This window comes from Nocardia sp. NPDC050710 (assembly GCF_040654375.1).
In the GTDB taxonomy this organism is placed as follows: domain Bacteria; phylum Actinomycetota; class Actinomycetes; order Mycobacteriales; family Mycobacteriaceae; genus Nocardia.
In genome coordinates, this window is record NZ_JBFAHV010000008.1 from 238,389 (window position 1) to 259,824 (window position 21,436).

The window sequence follows — 21,436 nt, forward strand, 5'->3', positions numbered from 1 at the left end:
AGAATCGGAGGTTTATGTGACGCCCACCACAGTCCGCGTGCTGCGCCTGCTGTCACTACTTCAGGACCGTGCGCACACCGGACGAGAACTGGCCGAACGCCTCGGCGTCACCGACCGCACGCTGCGCAACGACATCCAGCGGCTGCGTGAACTGGGCTATCCGGTGCACGCCGAGCGCGGCGCGGTCGGCGGCTACCGGCTCGGTCGCGGGTCGACGATGCCGCCGCTGCTACTCGATGATGACGAGGCCGTCGCGGTGGCGGTGGCGATCGGACTGGCCGAGGACGGCTCCACCGGGATCGCGGATATCACCGACCATGTCGGGCGGGCACTGGCCAAGCTGGAACAGATCCTGCCGAAACGGTTGCAGCGCAAGGTGATCGCACTGCGCAACGCGACCGCCATCGGACCGGCCACCACCGGGTCCAGGGAACCCGACGCCCCGGTGCCCGCCGCGGTACTGACCACCCTCGCGGGCGCCGTTCGCGACGGCGCCACCGTGCACATCGAAACCGACTCAGGCACAGCGGATTCCACCGTGCGCGAGGTCGAGCCCTACCGGCTGATCAACTGGCAACGGCGCTGGTATCTGGTCGCCTACGGTCTGGACACCCATTCCTGGTGCGCGATTCCCGTCGCCCGGGTGCTGCGTGCCACGACGGGCAGCCGCCGGTTCGCCGCGCGCGCCCTGCCAGACCAGGATCTGGTCGCCTTCGTCATGCGCGATGTCGCCAGCACCGGCTGGAAAGTGCACGCCCGGGTCACCGTAATGGCCCCCGCCGAGGTCGTGATCGCCCGCATCAATCCCGCCGTCGGGGTGGTCGAGCCGGTGGACGACGGCAGCTGCATCCTGCTGACCGGCGCGGACGCGCTGGAAACCATCGCCATCTATCTGAGCATGTTGATGATGGACTTCCGCGTCGACGGCCCGCCGGAACTGGTCGGCCACCTGCGCACCCTGGCGCGGCGCTATACCGAGGCCGTCGCGGACGCCCCCTGAGCCTCGCTCAGGCGGCGCCGCGCCCGGGATCAGGCCGCGGCCTTCTTACCCATCGGGATGCAGGCCGTCAGCACGATAGCCGCCACGGCCGCGGCCATCGCGATGAAGAAGGTGGTGTGGAAACCGTCGCGCGAGGGCAGCACATGCGTTCCGAGCGTCATGGTCAGATGGGCCAGGACCACACTCATCACGGCCGAGGAGGTGGACGTGCCGATCGAGCGCATCAACGAGTTCAGGCCATTGGCCGCGGCGGTTTCGGTGATCGGCACCGCGCCCATGATCAGCGCGGGCATCGCCGCGTAGGCGAGACCCACACCGCCCGCGACGATGGCCGCCGCCAGCATGATCTCCCAGACGCTGTTCATCAGCACCACCGCGCACAGGTAGCCCACCGCGATCACCGCCGAGCCGAGCATCAGCGTGACCTTCGGTCCGCGCGACGCCGACAGCCGCGCCGAGACCGGCGACAGCAGCATCATCACGAGTCCCGTGGGGGCCATCACCAATCCGGCGTTGACCATGGAGAGTCCGAAGCCGTAACCGGTCTGCTCGGGCGCCATCAGCAGTTGCGGGAAGGTCAGCGAAATGCCGTACAGCGCGAAGCCGACCGCGATGGAGGCGAAGTTGGTGAACAGCACCCGCGGGCGCGCCGACACCCGGATATCCACCAGCGGCGCCTGCTGCCGCAGTTCGAAATAGGCCCAGCCGACGAAGACCACCGCCGAGATCGCGAACAGCGTCAGAATCGAGGCGCTGGCCCAACCCCAGTCCGCACCCTTGGTAATCGCGATCAACAGTGCCAGCAGCGCGATCGAAAGTCCCACCGCCCCACCGAAATCGAACCGCGACGGGGTGCGCACCGGCGATTCCGGCACGAAGACGAAGACCAGCACCGCACACAGCGCACCCATCCCGGCCGCGCTCCAGAAGAGCATGTGCCAGTCAGCATTCTGCGCAATGAACGCCGCGATCGGCAGCCCGATGGCGCCGCCGACACCGAGAGTGGCGCTCATGATCGCCATCGCCGAACCCACTCGCTCGGTGGGCAATTCGTCGCGCATGATGCTGATGCCGAGCGGAATCGCGCCGACCGCCGCGCCTTGCAGCGAGCGTCCGACGATCTCCGGGATCAGCGAGGAGAAGCTGGCGCAGATCAGCGAACCGGCGATCAGGAACAGCAGATTCACGAACAGCACCCGGCGCTTGCCGAACATGTCACCGAGCCGACCGCTGATCGGGGTGGCCACCGCGCCCGCGAGCAGCGTCGCGGTGATCACCCAGGAGGCGTTGGAGGCGGAGGTGTGCAGCAGGGCCGGCAACGACGGGATGATCGGAATGACCAGCGTCTGCATCAGGGAGACGACGACACCCACCATGCCCAGCGCCGCGATGAGCACTGCGGGCGCGGGGCGACGCCGGGAATCGGCACTCGAGACGGTGTCGGACGCGTCGGCGGCAACAGACATGAATGTGTACGCTACATATGGTGTGTATGGTGCACAATTTGCTATCGACGTGATCCAGACGACATAGTGGGTGCCATGCCCGACCAGGATCCCGACGACACCGCGGCGCTGCGGCGCCTCGTCTTCGAGCTGACCCTGCTCTCCCGGCACTTCCCCGCCTCGCTACTGCGCCGCCCCGGATTCCAGCTCGATCGCTCCGCGTTCGTGATCCTGACCAGGCTGGAGATCGATGCGCCGCTGAGCCTGCGCGAACTCTCGGCCGCCTTCCAACTCGACATCTCCACCATCAACCGCCAGGTCGGCGCCATGCTGAAACAGGGACTGGTGGACCGGGTACCGGACCCGGACGGTGGCATCGCACGCAAGGTCCGCGCCAGCGAAAAGGGTCTGAAACTGCTCGCCTCCGACCGCGAGCAGAGCCACGAAGGCATCGGCGCGGTAGTGGCCGATTGGTCCGCGGCCGATATCGCCCAATTGTGCGAACTGGTCGCCCGCTTCAACGAATCCATCGAACATATCGAGGCCAACCCCTGGCCCCGGCCACCCGAGGTCCGCTAGTTCGGGGCGACAATCTCGCGGATTCCGATGTGTTCGCGGCACATCCCACTAGGCTCCGCACGGTGGGATATCAGCGCCGCAGCACATCGCAACTCACCTGGCTCACCTGGGACAACTACCTGGTCGGCGTACTCGGCCTGATCATCGCGGCCGCCCTCGGCACCGTTGCCGCAACCATCGCCCTGTCCGGGCACTACGCCGCCGCTATCACCCTCGCCACCGTCGCCCTCGCCTTCGCGATCCCGGCCGCACTCCAGGTCATCGGCGAACTACTGGCCGGTCTCCTGCTGATCGGCATGCTCGTCTGCGCCGCCCTCCTGCTCCCCGCCATCCTGGTGAGTCCCTCCACGCGCCGCTGGGCAAAACGACGCTGGACCACCGCCTGGCGCTGACCATGGGAATGAATCCGCTACGCATGCCGATCACCCCGCAAGCCTCGATGTCGCGGCCGCCGAGAGCGACCATTCGGTGGTGGCATCCTGGGCGGGGCCGTTCCGCCGGAGGAGGCGGCGATACTGCATCTCGCGCGGGTTCGGCGATACACATAGGCTTGCGCCGTGATTTCCGGGCGGACAGTGGTCGACGGGCGTTTCGAGTTGCTCGAGCCGCTCGGCAGCGGCGGTATGGGTACGGTGTGGCGGGCTTACGATCTGGCCCTGCACCGTGAGGTAGCGCTGAAGGAGGTGCGCGCGGCCGACGGTGACGATGCGTCGAGCGCGCCGGGCGTACAGCGGGAGCGAGTGCTACGGGAGGCACGAGCGCTGGCCCGCATCGGCCACCCGAATGTGGTGGCCGTCCACCACATTGTGGATTCGCCCGCCGCGGCACACCCATGGATCGTGATGGAGCTGGTACGGGGACGCACCCTCGCCGAGCAGCTCGCCCTCGGCCCGATGAGTCCGGCCCATGCGGCGCAGATCGGGCGCGGCATTCTCGCGGGACTGCGCGCCGCGCATCAGGTCGGTGTCCTGCATCGCGACATCAAACCCGCGAATATTTTGTTGCGCGAAGATGGTTCACCGGTGCTAACCGACTTCGGCATCGCAGCCATTTATGGCGCGACCAGTCTCACCGCCACCGGGAACCTGCTCGGGTCATTGGATTACGTTGCGCCGGAACGCCTCAGCGGCCAGGAAGGCAACCCCGCGTCGGATCTGTGGTCGCTGGGCCTGGTCCTTTTCGTCGCGGTGGAGGGCTATCACCCGATGCGCCGCGACACCACCGTCGCCACCCTCGCGGCCGTCCTCCAGGGCACGGTTCCCCATCCCCGCCAGGCCGGTCCGCTGACCCCGATCCTGCAGGCGCTGCTGGCAGCCGACCCGAATCATCGCCCGCCCGCCGAACAGGTGGACGGAATGCTGACCCGGGTAGTCAACGCACCCGGTGCATCTGCGGTTCCGGTCCAGGTCCAAGTTCCGGTTCCGCCGATTTCCGCGAATCACCCGGCGCCGAAACCATTTCCGCGCGGAATACTGATCGGCGGTGCCGTCGCCATCATGACGGCGGTGGTGCTCGCCATGGTGGCGCTTCGACCCGAATCGACCAGAAGCGCGGCCGAACCGACCAATCCCCCCGTTACCGGCCGTCCCCAAACCAGCGCGATCTCCGCAGGCCCCGGCCCTTCCTCCGTCGGCCCCAGCCCTTCCCCCGCCGCAACGGATCTGCTCACCCCGGAAGGTGTCCGACAGGCGATCGCGGCACTGGAAAAGGCTTCCGGTGGAACCGAATTCACCAAGGTCACCTTCTACTCGACCTACGTCAACGCCGAAGCCCCCGTCAGAGATCAACCCACCCTCTACGACGAATACGTCTACCGCAATGGTGTCGGCAGCCGCAAAGGCGCCGGAGGCGAACTATCCGAAACCGCCACTGTCCGCCTGAGCTCGATCGATTGGAATATCCTCCCCACCCTTCTCCGCACGGCCGATGAGAAGCTCGGGGTCCCGAAACCGACACTGCGCTACGTAATCGTCAACCCCGCCTGGACCTTCAACGACGATCGACCCACCCTTCTGGTCTACCTCACCGACGACTACGGTGGCGCCTACCTCGCCGCCGATGTCGACGGCACCGTCGTCAGCATGTACCCCAGGGGCCGATAGTCGCGATCAGCGACGGCAGGGAATCCGAGTCGTCATACGTTCTTCGACACCCATGTAGTAGCTGAATGTCATTGTCATAGGCCATGTTCCGGATTCGGCGCAGGTCGCCGGTGTGCGAAACACCCCGCGACCGTCGAATGTCAGATCCACGGATTTCAACGCCCAGAGCATGTCAGGGAGCGCCAAAGTCGGCGCCTCCGGGATCGACATCACGAAGCCCGCGCCGTTCAGGGGAGTCCGGAATATCAACGGAAACACCGTGAAGCCGTCGGCGGCGGACTTGCCGAGCTGGTTGTACTCGAAAATAATCAACTCACCGTCGCCGAGTATGAATTGCTCGAACGGGGCGCCGACTCGATCGGAATTCGGCCAGCCGAAGTCGACCTTCGCCGTCGCCGTCCCGATAATGCTGTTCGCGCATACCTGCGCACCGCGCAGATAGAGCTCGGCATCCGAGGCGCGGCACACCGGGGCTGCCGCGAAGTCGACACCGAACCCCGGCGGGAACTGAACGCCTATCTGCCGCACCGAATAGGGCCGCACCCACGGCCGTGAGGAGAGGAAGTCGATCCGAGCGGTCAGCCCGGTCGCGGAGCCCGGTCGATCGGTCGTCAAAGTGAGGCTTGTCGATTGCAGCGGCGCGGGATCGGGACTCGACATACCGCCGCCCGGCGCCGCATGCAGCGGTGCGGCCAGCATTGTCGAACACAGGGCGGTGGCCAGCGCCGCGATAACCCCGGACCATATCGTTCGTGCGCGCAAAGTACCTCCGCCAAACTGGTCGGCCGCTCAATGCCCGACCGAATCGGAGAGTACTCGACCGGCCCTCACCCCACAGCGGAATCACCACAACCGATTCCCACATAGACCCAAAGGCTCTCAGCGGGTTTCACCTCGACACGAGTCGCCGGTGCCATTACCGACGACACCGCGATGATGCGCCGCTCGCCCTTCGAGTCGCGATAGGGTCTACCTCGGGAGGGGAGATTCGTAAATGACATATGACGACGCCGGGTGGCACACGGATTCCGTTGTGGATCTGGGACTTCCGCTGGCAGCCGCGGGCACACACATCGCGATGTTCATGGCGTGGCTGGTACTGCACGATCTGGCGACGGAGGACCAGAGTACGCGCGGGCGCGGTCTGCGCGACCGATCGGTGACGCCCGGCCAGTACTTGTCCTCGGACTGCTGTGGCGAGATAGACCCATTCATGCTGAACGACACCGGCAATGCGTTCACCAAGGCGGCATACCGAAGCTATCTCGGTGCCTACCTGGGCATTCCGGTCATCGCCTCGCTCGACTCGAGCTATGAGGCCCCGGATTCCTGGCAGACCTACGACGCCGTCGCCGAAGAAATCGATCGGCTGTTCCGCATGTGGCGCAGCGGCGGGGACTGAACGTTCGCGCGCCCGATCACCGCAGTGCTGGGCGCGATCGTAGACGTCACTGATTCGGCTCACGAACCGAGCAGCAGCTTCGCGGCCACCGTCGTCCCGTCGGTACGAATCGTGGCGGCCACCGTGGTCGCTCGAGCGCGGGTTTCGGGGGCCAGGGCCGTTTCGAGTGCGGCAGAGAGGGATTCGGTTCTCGGGATCGGACCGTTGTGTGCCGCACCGATGCCCAGCTCGGCCACCCGGGCGGCCCAGCGCGGCTGATCCACCAGCTGGGGTACCACCACCTGGGGCGCGCCGGCCCGGGCCGCCGTCGTTGTCGTGCCCGCGCCGCCGTGATGCACGACGGCGGCCACCCGGCCGAACAGTGCCTGCTGGTTGACCTCGCCGACGGCGTAGCAGTCGTCCCGATCGTCGATCAGGGCCAGGTCGGCCCAGCCACGGCCCACGAGCACGCGATGGCCCTGCGCGCGGATCGCCTCGACGGCCACCCGGGCGACATCCTTCGAGGCGCGCATGGGCATGCTGCCGAAGCCCACGTACACCGGTGGTGCGCCTGCGTCCAGGAACGCCACCAACTCGTCCGCAAGTGGGCGTTCGTCCGGCAGGATCCACGCGCCGGTCTGCACCACGTCGAGATTCGTCAGCTCCTGCCACGGCCCCAGGGTCGGGTCCGCCGCAAGCCACGGCTGGTCGGTGAAGACGTGGTCGCGGACATTGTCCACCGGTGGCAGTCCGATCGCTGCCCGGTGGGTGTTCAGCGCCGCGCCGTAGAGTGCGTTCACCTTCTCGGCGTCCAGGTCCCACAGCGTCCGGTTGTCGGCGTCCGGTGGGAACGGCGGGCCCGGCCGCTGCGACGGCGAGTAATGCGGCGACGGGAGTTCGAAGGGATGGAAGCAGGCGTACACGTAGCGGATGCCCAGTTTCTCGGCCACCGACCGCGCGCCGGCGGGCATCAAGCCGGACGCCACCAGCGCATCACATCCCTCGGCCGCCGCGGCAACGATGTCGAAGTGCGCGGCGACCAAGTCGGCCGCGATCCGGGACGCGCTCGCCGCCGGCGTCGCCCCGGTCACCAACGCGCGCACCGACCGACCGAACGGCACCAGCGGGACGCCGACACCCGCCAGCAGCTCCGCGAAGTCAGGGGGCGCGCACACCCGCACCTCCGCGCCGAATTCCCGCAAACGCACCGCCAGGCCCACCATCGGTTCGACGTCCCCGCGCGACCCATACGTCGACAACAACACACGCATATCGCTACTCCCGTTTCGACAGATTCCGGCTTCGGCCAGCGATTCTGCAGCACAGCCCGGGTCTTGCCGCAAGCCCCCGGGTGCGATATATGTTGAGGGGGAATGAAGTGGAGATTCCCTTTCCGGTCCGCTGTGGGCGGACAATCTCACATCGTCGACTACGCATAACGCCAACGGGCGCTGGTAAGCCGATCGGCGATCGATGTGAAATTCGGGTACAGCACTACTCGATACTTTCCGGCTCAACGGGCACACACTCGTTGCGTGTCCATCGGATCCACGGGTAAGAACATCGTCATCTGTCTCGACGGGACAGGTAATCAGCTCCGTGCCACCGGTAGCACGAATGTGGTCCGCTTATTCGAAATGCTGGACCTGAGCGATTCCGCCAAGCAGATCGCCTACTACGACCCGGGTGTCGGCACGTTCAGTGCACGAGGGGCGTGGTCGCCCCTGGCCCGGTGGTTCTCGCGAATGCTCGGACTGGCTGTCGGCAGCGGGCTGCGTTCGAATCTCGCCGAGGCCTACTCCTATCTGATAGAGCACTGGCAGGTCGGCGACCGGGTATTCGTTTTCGGATTCAGTCGCGGCGCATACACCGCCCGAGCCCTGGCCGGACTGCTGCATGAGCCGGGCCTCTTACGTCCGGGCAGCGAGAACCTCGTCCAATATGTTGTCAGTGCGTACACGCGGAAGGCCACGGATTGGCCGGAACTTCGCCGATACGCCCGCACCTTCTGCTCGAAGTCCGCGGACAACAGCTTCTCGATTCCGATCGAATATCTCGGCGTATGGGACACGGTCAAGGCGGCTGGTTTGCTCCGCTGGGAACTTCGATGGCCCTTCACCCGGCAGGTTCCCAATGTGGTGCGGGCATGGCACGCCGTTTCCATCGATGAGAAGCGCCGTCCGTACGAGGAATATCTGGTCACACCCAAGGGGAATCGGCCGGTTCTCACCGAGGCCTGGTTCGCCGGTGTCCACTCCGACGTCGGTGGAACATTCGAGGACGATCCGAAACTGGCCGAGATCGCACTCAAATGGATCACCGACGGTGCGCTCGAGGCCGGATTGATGCTGAAGGCCGACGCATACCTCGACACCTGCGCCGTCGGCCCCGCGCATGCGAAGGGCGAAGTGCACCGGATGGGGTGGATCTGGGCCCTGCTCACGTACCGCCGGCGGACGGTTCCCTCGGGCGCCCGGGTGCACGCGAGCGTGCGGTCACGGTGCGAGGCCGACACCAGCTATGGGAAACAAATCCCCCGAGACATCCTGTGGGAGGACGAGCAATGGACGAGACTACGGATGTAGCGGAGCGCGCGACCGAGGCCGGTACTCCCGTGCCCGGCCCCGGAACACCGGTCTACGGCAACAGCGGAATCTGCCCGCCGGCCCGACGCAGACTGCGTACCTTCGCATTCGACCCGATGTCGACGCGGCTGTCGGGACAGTTCCTCACCCTGGACATCCCGTTCGAACGTATCCGAGGACCGGGCCCCGACGGCGGCCTCGTGCAGGTGGTCGACTTCGACGCCAGCCGTGACACGTGGTACGAGCCTATCGACCTCGACGATCCGTTTCTGTTGGCGCAGGACGGAATTCGTCCGATAGAGAGTGATCCCCGGGCGCACCAACAGGTCGTGTACGCGGTCGCGATGAGTGTCATCGAGCGGTTCGAACGGTTCATGGGACGCCGATTCCGGTGGCACGGCGACCAGATCCTTCGCCTGGTCCCCCACGCCTTCGAGGGACAGAACGCCTATTTCGATCCTCGCCGCCGCGCCGTACTGTTCGGCTACTACCAGGCCGATGCCGAAAATCCGGGCGCGAATCTCCCCGGCCAAGTCATCTTCACGTGCCTGTCGAGTGACATTATCGCGCACGAGGTGACGCACGCGATCGTGCATCGAATCAGGCGACGGTACAACGAATCCACCAACCGGGATGTCTTCGCTTGGCACGAGGCCGTTGCCGACTTGATTGCGTTGTTCCAGCACTTCGCACACCGAGATGTCGTACTCGAGGCAATCGCGACGACATCGGGGGAACTGGAGAACAGCGCGGGTCTGCTGGATCTGGCCAGGGAGTTCGGTGAATCCACCGGGCGCGGAGCGGCATTGCGTTCGGCGATCAAGGACCGGAACCGAACGCCCGACAGATTTCGCGCGGCCGAAGAGCCACACGAACGAGGTGCGTGTTTCGTGGCGGCGGTGTTCGACGCGTACCTCGACGCGTACCAACACGGGATCGCCGACCTGCTGCGGATCGCTACCGGAGGAACCGGAGTGCTCCCGCCGGGTCACCTGCACCCGGATCTCGTATCGCGGATCGCCGACGAGGCGGTGAAGACCGCGGACCGGATTCTCGGGATGGTCGTGCGCAGTTTCGACTACCTCCCGGTGGTAGATGTCACGTTCGGCGATGTCGTCCGCGCGATCGTCACCGCGGATCGCGGCCTCTACCCCGAGGATCGGCAGCACCTCCGCAGTACTCTCGTAGAGGCGCTTCGACGCCGCGGCATCTGGCCGAAAAGTGTCACCTCATTGACCGACGAAGCTCTGGTCTGGCATCAGCCGGATACCCGGCTGAACCTCGGCGACGGCGATCACCCGGTGGACTTGTCCAGGGTCATTCTGTCCGCGTCGAAGGATCTCGACCCGATAGGCAATCCGGGCGAATTACGCACACCCCCGATACCCGAGGGCAATGGCACCTCCGGTCTCGCCGATCCCCGGACGAGGCGTTCCGTCTTCTCGCAGGTTGCCGCGGACCTCACCGCGTGGGCGCGAGCGAACGCGCCCCAACTCGGGCTCGATCCGACCTTCCCGATCAGCTGCGAAGGAGTCCACGTCTCCTACCGATTGGCGGGTGATCGGTTACCGCGGCCCGAATTGTCGATCCAACTCCTTCAGCGCCGTACGGATCTCGAAAACTCGACGCAGGGAAGGCAACCGGTGATCCGCGCCGCCACCGCGCTCGTCGTGAGCGCCGACGGGAGCGTGGACTACATAATCGCCAAGCCGCTGCCGCTCAGCGACGAGTCCTTGGCCGATGACGACGCCGCCGCCGCATTCCACCGAGCGGGCAAGCTGCGGCTCGCCGCGATGTGTGAATGGTTCGACCAACTGGAAGCCGACGACACGCTGAGCGCATGGACTACCGAGCATGCGATCCATCGCCTCGATTTCGCCGCGATCCACTCGCAAACAGGTGAGTAGGTACGACATGTCAACGCCGACAACGATTGCCGTCCGGATGTACAACGTCGGATTCGGTGACGCCTTCACCGTGACAGTCCGGCACAAGCATGAAACGTGGCGGATGTTGGTCGACTGCGGCGTCCACAGTCAGGGCCAGGCGCGCCCGATCCGTGACTCCGTGCAGGCGATCATCGCCGACCTCACCGAGGCCGATCCCCATCACCAACCGCATCTCGACATCGTGGTCGCCACCCATCACCACGCCGATCACATCACCGGATTCGCCTGCGAGGAATGGGAGCAGGTCACAGTGGACGAGGTGTGGGTGCCATTCGTCGAGGACCCCGCGGACGAGGACGCGCGACGAATCCGCGGCGGACAGGACGACGCCGCCAATCGCCTGCTCGGACTCATCGACAGGCGCGTCCACGAACTGGGCGACGGTCACATGTCGGCGATCGTCGAACAGGCATACGGATTCGCGCTGAACTCGCGGGGCAACGCCGCCGCGACCGATCGTCTGTTGGGTCGCAATCACAGCGGGTTCGCCGCACCCCACCGGGTGCGTTTCTTGCCGAGCAAGGACGAAACAGCGAACAAGATCGCCGTGGATCGCGTCGGGCTCGTCGCACACATCCTCGGGCCTCCCCGCGATGCCCGATTCCTCAAGCGAATGGATCCGCCGGCGAAGCAGTCGTGGCCGTTGGTACGCGCAGGCACCTCGGCGGAGACCGACGGCAGGCCCACACTGCTGTTCAACCCGCGCTATATCGCGCGGAATCCATTGCCGGGCAGGCTGCCTCGAGCGAAGGCGGATCTGGAGCTGGATAAACTCATCGATGACGACGACCGCCTACTACGGGCCGCCTCGATTCTCGAGAACGCGGTCAACAACACCAGCATCTTCTTCGTCCTCGATATCTCCGGAACCCGGCTGCTATTTCCCGGAGACGCGCAGCAGGGGGCATGGGAGCACGTACTGTCCGACACGCGGAACGTCGATCTCGTTTCCCGCCTCGCCCTGTACAAGGTCGGACATCACGGTTCGCACAATGCCACGCCGCGGCGTTTTGTCGAAAAGGATTGGCAGACACAAGGTTACGCGATGATACCGTTCGGGCTCGTCAAACGATGGGCGAAGACCATACCGAAGAAATCGCTCGTCGATTCACTCACGAGTCACGATCACACCGTCATCAGAGCAGATGTGGCACCCGATGTCGTACCCGGCAAGATCGCCGTCAACGGTGACATGTGGACCGAGGTAACGCTCGAGGCCTGATCATGGCCACACCCATCCTGGTCACCTTCACCGCTGCCGAGGGGAAGGCCGATGCTTTCGTCGATATCCTCGAACGCGCCCTGCCGCACATCCAGGCCGAGGACGGGACGCCCGTGTGGCTGGCAAGTCGTTCGGCCACCGATCCGTCCACGTTCTACCTGGTCGACGTTTTCACCTCACCCGAGGCGCAGCAGGCCCATATGAGTGGGCAGGCCGCGAAGCTGATCCTGGGCGAGGGTTCCGAACTGCTCGCCCAACCGCCGGTCGTAGCGCCCCTGTCGGTCATCGCGGTCAAGAACGGGGAGCTCCGATGAAAACCGTCGTCGGCCGGACCGACACCCACTATCGACGCGAGAACCGCTCACCAGTGGCTACAGCACTCATCCGGCAGATGCTGTATCGAAACAGCGCACTCGCTCACCCGAGCGACGCACTCTTTCGAGCCCAGGAACCGGGCGGGGGTCATTCGTACCCGCGAACCCGCACTTCAACGCGCTGCGGGCTACCTCGACCGGCACGGCACGGCGACCGGACGGCGTGCGGCCTCGCCAGTGCGGCGGGGCCACACGCTGACACCATGGTCAGCGGCCGTGGAATCCGGTCGACGGACCGGGAGTGAGGTTGATGCCGCCGCCCGGGGTGAGGTTGTTCTGGCTGCCGCCGTCCGGGGTGAGGTTGGAGTGGCCGCCGGGGGGCCGATCGGGCTGCTGGCCACACGCCAGGTTGGGCGAGGAGCAGGTGCGCGGGTTGGGTTCCTGATCGGCCCGGGCCACACTGGCCGTCACCAGGCCCACGCCCAGCAGGGCGAATGCCGCAGCAACCACCCTGGCGCGGAGAGACCGGCGGGTGCGGCGGGTCGAGTGCTGATCGGTCGTCATATGGGGTGCTCCTTCGTGTTCGCACGGCGAGGCGGTCCCGCTGTCGTGGTGACGCGGTCCAGCCTCATTGACGCCGGACCGCGCCGAAAGGGCACCGAGGGTGCACGACCATGCACCCTTGAAGTGGTTCGATCCCACCTAGGTGGGCTTCGGTTCCGGTCACCCGACAGTTGACCATCGACAGCTCGCGACAGTTGAATACGCAACTTCACCAGTCCAGAACCCTTATCCGGCCACCGCGCAGGCCGACATCATGGAAGCTCTGCTTCCAGAACTCGGTGAACAGTGTTTGCGGATCGGGGCTGCGTTGATGAGCTTTCCGGTCGGCGATTCGGACGTGGGCTGTTTCGCAAACGCCGACGCGGCAGCGCGGATCACCGAGCCAGCGGCAGGTATCGGCAGTGAGAACAACCTGTTCGTGAGAGCGTGTTCGATCGAGGCGGTTCGCACGATCGCTCTGGAATGCCGATTATGTAATCCCTATGCATGCTGGCGTTCCTTCGGCGCTCGCACGATTCATCCGGCATCGATGCCGAGCTCAGCCCCTACATAGGACATGTCGTCGACTCCTCGGGCATTCGAGAACGCTTCGAACACGAGCCCGCTCGGATCCTCGACTCCGGCGACGTCCCGGAGCGTCGTCATCGTCAGGACTGCCAGGTCACTCATGGCCGGGTGTCTGGTTTGCCTTCCGGACGGCGGGCCCAGCCAGACCGGATCCTCGCGGCTCCCGAGATGATCTGGTGCCCAACGCCATCCAAGCGCGCCCATACGCCGGTCGAGTTCGTGAAGTTCCAAACCGGCCTGGTCCCAGAGGATGCACTCGGTGTCGACATTTCCCCCGGTGTTGCAGAACTGCATGAACTGAGCGTCCTGGGTGCTCTTCCCCCGAACGGACAGGATGACATTGCCCAACCAAGGCAGCGTGGTCAGTATCCACTCGAACCGGGTGACGAACTCGTCCCATCCTGAGCACCGTGCCGGTAAGCCGGACGAAGTCGGGCGGCTGGACGCGACCCCACCCATACGTTGCGTCGTGGTCGGACCTCGGTCGTTGTAAGAGGTCACCCGTAGTTGCTCGGGTGTCGTACCCAGACCGTCACGCAACACCGCCACGATCGCTGCTGCAACCTCGTTCCGAGAGTCGGCGCCGTGGCGCCATCCGGTTCTCCACTCCCGCGCGTAATCGGCGCAGTGCGCGCGGTTTTCATCGACGGCTCGATCACCGCCAGCCCGGATCTCGACGGGGCTCCATAACGGTTCCTCGAGTGGCACCATACGACCGGACTCATAGTCACGAACCATCGCGAAGGAGTTCGTTCGCTGGGATTCGAGCACTGTCCTCAGACGGGCAGCCGCCGTTTCATCCGCTGGCACAGTCACTCGGATATCGAGGCCTTTGTCCTCGGCCCAGAACACTATCTGCTGTCCAGTCCGGGTGTCATGCACCTGGAGGCTATCGCCATTCTCGGGCCAGAGCAGCTCTTCGTCATCATCCCATTCCGGGAACAACACGTGCGGAAGGTCCGCCAGCAGGCTCGCCCAAGCATCGTCAGCCACAACCATTTCCATCCTCGTTCGTTCGCGAAAATCTATCGGTCCCCTCGGACAACCACCACGCAGGCCCGGGTGCCGTCTCGATGCGGATCGTGACTTCGCTTCCGATTCACCATCCCGGACTCATCGATCGATGAGATTGTTTGCGAAGTGCTGGCGGCCCGGCCGTGTGAACAGTTGACCTACAGCTGGATACATCTGCAGGCCGCGCACCCCGCCCGGTGGATTGTCGACTGGACAATGCACCCGCAGGGTCGTGGCACGCGACTTCTGTTGACGTAGACGGGTTTCGACATCGAAGACCGTCGACAGAAGATGGTTCGCAATGCTGCAGAACGCAGTTGGAGGCGTCTCGTGCTGCCACGGCTCGGTGAGGTGATCCACCACTGACCCGGTCGAGTGCGGAGGCGGTAGGGTCGCCATGTGACGGCATTCGTCCACCCGTACGCCTATGCGTCCGGGTGGTGGGATGCCTCCATCAGCGCCAGGAATCGACGGCCGAACAGGTACGCATCACCGGGCCACCGCGCCGACAGATAGTTACGGTCCTGCACCACGAACGCGGCGGTGTCATCGTCGGCGGTGCCGCGAGCGACAAGGGTGAAAGGACCTCGCTCGAACACACCGCGGTCACCTAGGACAGATCTGACTTCGTCTTCGACATAGGCCGGGTAGGTGCGGTAGTAGCGGCCCAGTTTCCACGCCGTGCTCAGGTAGGCCGTCCGCTCCATATATTTCGGCAGACACGTGGTGCGGCGACCTGCCAACACGCTGCGTCCGGTGCCATCCATTGTTCTGGCCAGCACCACGACCCCGTGGCAGATGGCGCCGACAGGTCTGCCCGATGCCCAGTATTCGGCGACGCGCTCCTGAAGTACCGATGAGGACAGATACTGACGCATCCCCGGCGCATGCCCACCCGCCAGGATCATCCCGTCGAAGGCGGTGGGGTCCAGATCCTTCCACGCGACGGTCGAGGCGAACTCGGCCGAATGGGTGAGTTCCTCGTAGAACGCCCGGGGTTCGGGGTCGGCCCCCAGCTGTCCGAAGATCACCCCGGTCAACAGTTTGGGGTCAGCCGCAGGCAGTGTGCCGGCGCGCTCGGTGGCGAAGGTGACCGTATGGCCCGCATCTCGCAGCAACCGCCACGGAACCGCCACCTCGGTGACATCGAAATCGCGGTCGGGAAGGGGCATCAAGACCTGCACTCGATCATGGTTGCACACGACAAGCCGGCTTCCAGCGGACCCGCAGGCCAGACGCCTTCCTGCTCCAACCTTGTGGTCGCAGCAACCAAAATTCGGTCATCGCGGTGCGCGCCAGTGGTGACAGCTCGGGAAAGACGGCCACGAGATCGACCGGACGTGGCGGCGTAATGCGGGTAATCGATCCTCCGGAGGAACGTAGGGAAGGCGACCAAATATCAACTGGCCGAGATCATCTGGGCCTACCGAACATACGGAAAATTGCACGATGATTATCCGGTGGCCGAGATGCCGCCGTGAGTTTCGTCGTTCTGCGCGCCGGGCGATCAGAGCAGACAGGACGCCAGACGACATTTCGATCGGCGAGAGGTTTCGGGGATCCGGCCTGGCATTCACGACCGCATTCCGTAGCCGAACAATCCCTTGAACCGCCTGTCGGCGCCCCCGTCGATAGGCACGTCGACTTGCCGTACATACCTAACCCGCTCCGGCCGTCCGCTCGTCTAGCATTCGGTGGAAACGGCAACCCTTCGGCGGTCAGATGAGCATCGTCTACTTCGCACACAGCTACCGAGAGCGCGACGCCGCGGTCGTCGACTTCTTCGCCAGGCTGATCCGCAGTGAGGGATTGAGCCTCAGCCTCGATCCTCCCTCCGACGCAGTCAACAGCGCGAAGCTCCAGCGACATCTCAATGCGAGCGATGGCATGATCGCAGTCTTGAGTCGCCGGGCCGACGGCACGTCCCCGCACATCCTCTATGAGATCAACCTTGCCGTGAAGACCGGAACTCCGCTTCTGGTCTTCGTCGAGGACACGATCCCGACCTCCGCCCTCTCCGCGCGACTGGCCCAGCAACGGTTCTCATCTCGCTGGTATCTCCGTGAGGTCCGCGAGCATCGTCACGTCCTCAAGGCGTTCAAGACTTTTATGCACGAGTTCGATCCGCCAAAATTTCGCCCATCCGCGGCGAAACGAGCATGCGTGCTCGTCGGGCTCGAGAATCTCCCCTCCGAAATGGCAGGCGGGCTGCGCGAATGGATTGAAACCGATGCCGACTACGACTGCCTCACGCTTCCCCACAATGTAGATCCCTACGCGAGCTACGAACTGTTGCGGAACGCGAACGTCGCGGTCGCCCTCCAGGGGCCATACCCGACCTACGCTGACGGCTTGCTCGCGGGGATCGCGATCCCGACCATCACATTGACCGAGCGGCCGCACGCCACCCAAGGATGGCCACCGCCCGAATATCGACCTCGGCCGATCCCGCCGGACCAGACCTTGCAGACCGTCCTGCACGGCGAGTTCGAGCTGTTCGAAGAAGACTTCCTGGATCTGCCCGATCAGCAAGCCGTCGACCGTTATGCTTCGGCGCTGGTGGACCTACAAGGGGTCTACGACGAACGCACCCGCTCATACGTTCAGGAGATAGTGATGGGCGATAAGTATCAGTCATCCGGCCAGGCAATCCAGGGCCCGAATGCCCATGTGCACCACGTCAAGTTTCAACAGACCTGGAACGCATTCAGCAACGACAACGAATCAAGCGATCTACCAGCTCTCGCAGCTGAGCTCGAGCGTCTTCGCCAACATCTGCGAGGTCTCGCCTCCACTCGCGAGGAGGACGCAGCCGTTGCCGAGGTCGGAGCCGCCGCGACGGCCGCCGACGAAGGTGATGGCCCAAAAGTCATGAGCCATTTGGCAAAGCTCGGGACCTGGGCACTGGGCGCGGCAACCGCAATCGGCACCGCACTTGCTGCCGCGGCCATCAAGTCCGCAACCGGCCTCTAGCGGTCTCGTTCGCAAGCCGCGGACCGTCGACCACTTCCCAGATGCTCATACGTTGAACCGGAACTCGACCCCATTGACATCAGCCGGTACCCGTGCATTCGTAAACCACCCACGACAGAGAGACCGTGAACGGCCCGCTACGCCAGAAAGCATTGCAAGGCAGCCGCATTGGATCCGTATCACACCGGGACATCCATCACTTGCCGGCGCGTTGAGTTCTGAAGACGAATAACCTCTGCAGGCGAGAACCGCTACTCCGTTACCGCGCCGGACGCCCTGTAGTGCGGTTGAGCAAGTGACCCTGGGCTGTTGCGGCCGAACGTATCGCACATTCGCGTAGACATTGTGTGAATGTGCACCGTTCGGTCAGGTGTGGCATTGGTCGTAATGCTGTTGTGCGGCCATTACTTCGGCGGCATGGACGCGGACCCATGCCAGGAAGGGTTGCAGCGACTCGGTGAGGCCGTATCCGAGGGTGGTGAGCTCGTAGCTCACCCGTGGCGGTGTGGTGGGTTCCACGGTGCGCGTGACCAGCCCGTCACGGATCTGGATGCGCAGCGTTTGCGACAGCATCTTGTCGCTGATCCGGTCGATCGAAGCGTGCAACTCGGAGAACCGTAACGGCCCATCCTGCAATGCGTTCAGAATGTGGCCGCCCCAGCGGCTGGTGACATCGACCAGCTCACGCGCCGAGCATTCGATGTTAGGTACGTCACTCACACCGGACGCGGTGGGGCGTCGAACCTGCGACCTTACCGCCATCCCGGCAGCTTACCTGCAGGTAGGTACTTACCAAAGGCAAATTCTCGGCCCTACTCTTCTGGCCATGTTGACAGTCGTTTTCGGAGCCAGTGGAAATATTGGCCGCCACGTCGCGAACGGCCTGAATTCCGTTGGCGCGCAAGTCCGTCTGACCAGCCGCAACCCTGACATGACGACACTTCCACCGGGAGCTGAGGTTGTCGCGGCCGACCTGGAACGCCCCGAAACTCTCTCCGCCGCACTGGATGGCGCACACAAGGTGTTCCTCTACGCCAAGCCCGCGGGAATCGACGGCTTCGTAGCGGCCGCCGAATCCGCTGGTGTGCAACATGTTACGCTGCTATCGTCGGTGGCCGTCGTGGACCTGGACCCCACCAGCAATCCCACAGCCTGGATGCACATGCGGGTCGAATCCGCCCTCGAGGCATCGAATCTGGAATGGACATTCATCCGCCCCGGCATGTTCGCAACCAACACTCTATGGTTGTGGCAGAAGGCCATCCGCGAGGCGGGCGTCATCCGCCTGCCGTATCCCGACGCGCAGACCGCACCCGTCCACGAAAAAGACGTCGCAGCGCTCGCCGTAGCCGCGCTGACCCAGCCGACCCACCACGGCCACGCCTACATCGTGTCCGGCCCCGAGGCGGTCACCATGCGTCGCCAAGTGCAACACATCGGCGAGGCCCTCGGCCGCGGCATCGCCATCGAGAAATCCTCCGTCGACGACGCGCGCGAAGAACTGGTCAAAACCGTGCCACCCTTCGTCGCCGAGGCGATCCTGGACGGATGGAAGGCCGCAGCTGAGTCACCACAGTCGGTGTCGACCACAATCGCGGACATCCTCGGTCGCCCCGCACGGACTTATGCGCAGTGGGCCGAAGACCATGCAGCCGACTTCCGTTGAGCGACTGTGAACATCCTATTCTGCCGCTTAGTGCGCGGTTCGGAACGGCCACGACCGCCGGCCAAGAAAACGACTGAGGCCCGCAAATCTCCGGATGGGGCTCAGCCGAGTCTCTACCAGAAGCGATACGCCGACTGCGCTACTTCTTCCCAGAGCCTCATACGTTGAACCGGAACTCGACCCCATCCAACGCACTCTCTGCCGATGTGCGAGCAGCTGAGGTGGTGGGCGGCGAACTCTCGGCAGCGAATGTCGCTGTACTCATGTGCGATGTTTGAATACAGCGGTTCCACTTTCATCCCGGGGGATCGATCAGGTGACTACGTCCGACATGCGGTGTGAGGACGCGGCGTCGCAGCCCGGTACAGATATGCGGTGCGTCCATTGCGGGGTCATGCCCGCGGCGCGCGCTACCTTTCGTTCGCATTTCGGCTTGATCGTGCCGCTGCGCTTCCGCAAAGAGCCCGGCCCCTTCTGCCACGACTGCGGGCTGGCGATCTTCCGGCAGTTGCGGCTCAACGCCGATCGCATCGGCTCGCCGCCACGACAATCATCCCGTCGACCGGCTCGCCGCGGTCGAGCCGCAGGGATGTCGCCCGGGACACGCGCACATCGAGTCCGCACTCCTCGCAAGCGGCGAGCGCGGACGTCGGCGTGTGCTGGAACCGTAGTGAAGTCGCAACCCGGACCGGCTCGTCGCCCGCATGGGTTTCCAGCGAAAAGGCAATCAGCCCATTGGGACTCAGCGCTCGCGCCGCACTTGTGAGCACCGGCTCCAGCGTCCCGACATAGTTGAGCACATCCGCGGCAGCGATCAAGTCGAACGCCTCGTCCTCGTCGGCAAGGAACGCCGTGAGGTCGTCCTGCTCGAGCCGGTCGTAGATGCCCTTGCGACGCGCCTCGGCCAGCATCCCGGCCGAGAGGTCGACGCCCTCGAGCCGGTCGGCCAGCGGTCTGAGCAGCTGCCCCATCAACCCCGTCCCGCACCCGAGATCGACGACCCGGCCGAAGCCGCGCCCCGAGCTCGCCTGCTCGATCGCTGTCGCCAGCTGCTGAGGGACCCGGTAGGCGAGCCTGCCGACCAGCGACTCCTCGAATCGTGGCGCGTAGTCGTCGAACAGCGTCTGGACGTAGGCAGGTTGCGGTTGCACATCGACGATCGCTCCGTGCGCCGCGAGCTTCAGCCGCGCCGCGAACACGCCGTGCTCATCCAAGGTAAGCAGCTCGTGCCACGCCGCGATTGCCCCGGATATGTCGCCACCCGCCGCCCGGTAGCCGCCCAACAGGTGCCAGCCCGCCACCCAGCCGGGCACCAGTTCGAGTGCCTGCGCCATGAGTTCGGCGGCCTCGGAGAAGGCGTGCTCGGCGCCGAGCGCCGCAGCATAGCTCGCACGGCGATCGGCGAGGAGGTTGCCCGACGAGTGGTTGATACTGCGCAGCATGGAGTCCCCGAGTGGGCAGCAGATCGCCACCCACTACCGGTCTCCGTCCTGAACAGGCGTGCCCTTCTTGTCATTTGATTCAACAAACTACCGAATATCCCCTGCGCCATACGATATCGGTTTACGCGTTCTATACGGCTACCGGTGACAGCGCGGGCATACGGTCCCGTCAGCGCTCCCAGCCAGGTTCCGAAGCCGAATACCTTCTGGTGATGAGCACGGCGGCGGGCTCCATGAAATGCTGATCTCGTGAGAAAGTCTGGTGCCAGGCATTGCGGTGGGTTGACGACGAGCCACAGCCTGGCGTGGTGGAGGTCCGGCTGACCGATATGCATGGTGCAGAGCACCTGTTCATCGACAAGGAACCGATGTTCACCCCGGACTGGAGCCTGCGTCCGGATACGGCTTACCCAGTGCGTGTCTCGCTGGGCTGCGAGGTCCTCAGTACACGGGTTCTGTCAGACGGGCGGACGGCGCTCACCATCACCACCGAGCGACCATGGGCCATGGCGTCAGAGACCGGGCAAACCGAGTTCGAGGTCACCCTCGATCACATCGTCGAGGAGCAGGACCCGCACCAGTTCGGCGCCTTCCGACCAGAATGAGGCCCGATCCAGGTCGGGCAATCCCAAT

20 protein-coding genes are annotated in these 21,436 nt (G+C 64.8%); 12 read left to right on the forward strand and 8 right to left on the reverse strand.

The genetic code is table 11. The features are described 5' to 3' along the window. Positions 1-16: 16 nt before the first annotated feature. Complete coding sequence (locus tag AB0H61_RS17335; RefSeq protein ID WP_357305066.1) at positions 17-1,000, forward strand: WYL domain-containing protein; 984 nt, start codon at positions 17-19, stop codon at positions 998-1,000. A gap of 29 nt (positions 1,001-1,029) precedes the next feature. Here AB0H61_RS17335 and AB0H61_RS17340 read toward each other — a convergent pair whose 3' ends face one another. Next, positions 1,030-2,466: an MFS transporter gene (locus tag AB0H61_RS17340; RefSeq protein WP_357305069.1), complete on the reverse strand. Its 1,437-nt coding sequence runs from the start codon at positions 2,464-2,466 to the stop codon at positions 1,030-1,032. Positions 2,467-2,541: 75 nt separating this feature from the next. On the opposite strand from AB0H61_RS17340, the gene AB0H61_RS17345 reads away from it, so the two are divergent. From AB0H61_RS17345 to AB0H61_RS17355, 3 genes are all read left to right on the forward strand, one after another. Continuing rightward, positions 2,542-3,024 carry a MarR family transcriptional regulator gene (locus AB0H61_RS17345; protein WP_357305072.1) on the forward strand — a complete coding sequence of 161 codons (483 nt, stop codon included), beginning with the start codon at positions 2,542-2,544 and terminating at the stop codon, positions 3,022-3,024. A 62-nt stretch (positions 3,025-3,086) separates the two neighbouring features. Further along, positions 3,087-3,416, forward strand: a complete 330-nt coding sequence (locus AB0H61_RS17350) for a hypothetical protein (protein WP_357305075.1) — start codon at positions 3,087-3,089, stop codon at positions 3,414-3,416. A 165-nt stretch (positions 3,417-3,581) separates the two neighbouring features. After that, complete coding sequence (locus tag AB0H61_RS17355) at positions 3,582-5,126, forward strand: serine/threonine-protein kinase (protein WP_357305078.1); 1,545 nt, start codon at positions 3,582-3,584, stop codon at positions 5,124-5,126. Between the two features lie 6 nt (positions 5,127-5,132). Here the strand turns inward: AB0H61_RS17355 and AB0H61_RS17360 are convergent, their stop codons facing one another. Continuing rightward, positions 5,133-5,888: a hypothetical protein gene (locus AB0H61_RS17360; protein WP_357305081.1), complete on the reverse strand. Its 756-nt coding sequence runs from the start codon at positions 5,886-5,888 to the stop codon at positions 5,133-5,135. A gap of 232 nt (positions 5,889-6,120) precedes the next feature. Here AB0H61_RS17360 and AB0H61_RS17365 point away from each other — a divergent pair, with 232 nt between their 5' ends. Next, positions 6,121-6,528: a hypothetical protein gene (locus tag AB0H61_RS17365; RefSeq protein ID WP_357305084.1), complete on the forward strand. Its 408-nt coding sequence runs from the start codon at positions 6,121-6,123 to the stop codon at positions 6,526-6,528. Positions 6,529-6,587: 59 nt separating this feature from the next. Here the strand turns inward: AB0H61_RS17365 and AB0H61_RS17370 are convergent, their stop codons facing one another. After that, positions 6,588-7,778, reverse strand: coding sequence for a glycosyltransferase (locus AB0H61_RS17370; RefSeq protein ID WP_357305087.1), 1,191 nt, complete (start codon positions 7,776-7,778; stop codon positions 6,588-6,590). Between the two features lie 264 nt (positions 7,779-8,042). On the opposite strand from AB0H61_RS17370, the gene AB0H61_RS17375 reads away from it, so the two are divergent. The 4 genes from AB0H61_RS17375 to AB0H61_RS17390 are packed head-to-tail and all read left to right on the forward strand — an operon-like array spanning position 8,043 to position 12,577. After that, a complete protein-coding gene (locus tag AB0H61_RS17375; protein WP_357305090.1) occupies positions 8,043-9,092 on the forward strand; it encodes a DUF2235 domain-containing protein in 1,050 nt (349 codons plus the stop codon). Next, the gene (locus tag AB0H61_RS17380; RefSeq protein ID WP_357305093.1) at positions 9,071-10,999 is read left to right on the forward strand and encodes a hypothetical protein; all 1,929 of its coding nucleotides are present in this window, start codon (positions 9,071-9,073) and stop codon (positions 10,997-10,999) included. Before AB0H61_RS17375 ends, AB0H61_RS17380 begins: the two co-directional genes overlap by 22 nt. A 7-nt stretch (positions 11,000-11,006) precedes the next feature. Continuing rightward, positions 11,007-12,263 carry a hypothetical protein gene (locus tag AB0H61_RS17385; RefSeq protein ID WP_357305095.1) on the forward strand — a complete coding sequence of 419 codons (1,257 nt, stop codon included), beginning with the start codon at positions 11,007-11,009 and terminating at the stop codon, positions 12,261-12,263. A 2-nt stretch (positions 12,264-12,265) separates the two neighbouring features. Further along, entirely contained in the window at positions 12,266-12,577 is a 312-nt protein-coding gene (locus tag AB0H61_RS17390; RefSeq protein WP_357305097.1) for an antibiotic biosynthesis monooxygenase, read from the forward strand. A 267-nt stretch (positions 12,578-12,844) separates the two neighbouring features. Here the strand turns inward: AB0H61_RS17390 and AB0H61_RS17395 are convergent, their stop codons facing one another. The 3 genes from AB0H61_RS17395 to AB0H61_RS17405 form a co-directional block, all read right to left on the reverse strand. Beyond that, on the reverse strand, positions 12,845-13,141 hold the full coding sequence (locus AB0H61_RS17395; protein ID WP_357305099.1) for a hypothetical protein: 297 nt from the start codon (positions 13,139-13,141) through the stop codon (positions 12,845-12,847). 516 nt (positions 13,142-13,657) lie between these two features. Continuing rightward, positions 13,658-14,713 carry a hypothetical protein gene (locus AB0H61_RS17400; protein ID WP_357305101.1) on the reverse strand — a complete coding sequence of 352 codons (1,056 nt, stop codon included), beginning with the start codon at positions 14,711-14,713 and terminating at the stop codon, positions 13,658-13,660. A 434-nt stretch (positions 14,714-15,147) separates the two neighbouring features. Continuing rightward, on the reverse strand, positions 15,148-15,906 hold the full coding sequence (locus AB0H61_RS17405) for a type 1 glutamine amidotransferase domain-containing protein (RefSeq protein ID WP_357305104.1): 759 nt from the start codon (positions 15,904-15,906) through the stop codon (positions 15,148-15,150). Positions 15,907-16,444: 538 nt separating this feature from the next. Here AB0H61_RS17405 and AB0H61_RS17410 point away from each other — a divergent pair. Further along, complete coding sequence (locus AB0H61_RS17410) at positions 16,445-17,695, forward strand: hypothetical protein (protein WP_357305107.1); 1,251 nt, start codon at positions 16,445-16,447, stop codon at positions 17,693-17,695. Between the two features lie 366 nt (positions 17,696-18,061). On the opposite strand, the gene AB0H61_RS17415 is transcribed toward AB0H61_RS17410, so the two are convergent. After that, positions 18,062-18,415: a helix-turn-helix domain-containing protein gene (locus AB0H61_RS17415; RefSeq protein ID WP_357305109.1), complete on the reverse strand. Its 354-nt coding sequence runs from the start codon at positions 18,413-18,415 to the stop codon at positions 18,062-18,064. Between AB0H61_RS17415 and AB0H61_RS17420 the strand changes: the two genes are divergently transcribed. Continuing rightward, positions 18,396-19,361 (forward strand): NAD(P)H-binding protein, encoded by a 966-nt coding sequence (locus tag AB0H61_RS17420; protein WP_357305112.1) that lies wholly within the window; start codon positions 18,396-18,398, stop codon positions 19,359-19,361. The genes AB0H61_RS17415 and AB0H61_RS17420 overlap by 20 nt on opposite strands. 515 nt (positions 19,362-19,876) lie before the next feature. Here the strand turns inward: AB0H61_RS17420 and AB0H61_RS17425 are convergent. Beyond that, positions 19,877-20,803, reverse strand: a complete 927-nt coding sequence (locus AB0H61_RS17425; protein WP_357305115.1) for a methyltransferase domain-containing protein — start codon at positions 20,801-20,803, stop codon at positions 19,877-19,879. 308 nt (positions 20,804-21,111) lie between these two features. Between AB0H61_RS17425 and AB0H61_RS17430 the strand changes: the two genes are divergently transcribed. Beyond that, positions 21,112-21,408: a hypothetical protein gene (locus AB0H61_RS17430; RefSeq protein WP_357305118.1), complete on the forward strand. Its 297-nt coding sequence runs from the start codon at positions 21,112-21,114 to the stop codon at positions 21,406-21,408. Positions 21,409-21,436: the final 28 nt, after the last annotated feature.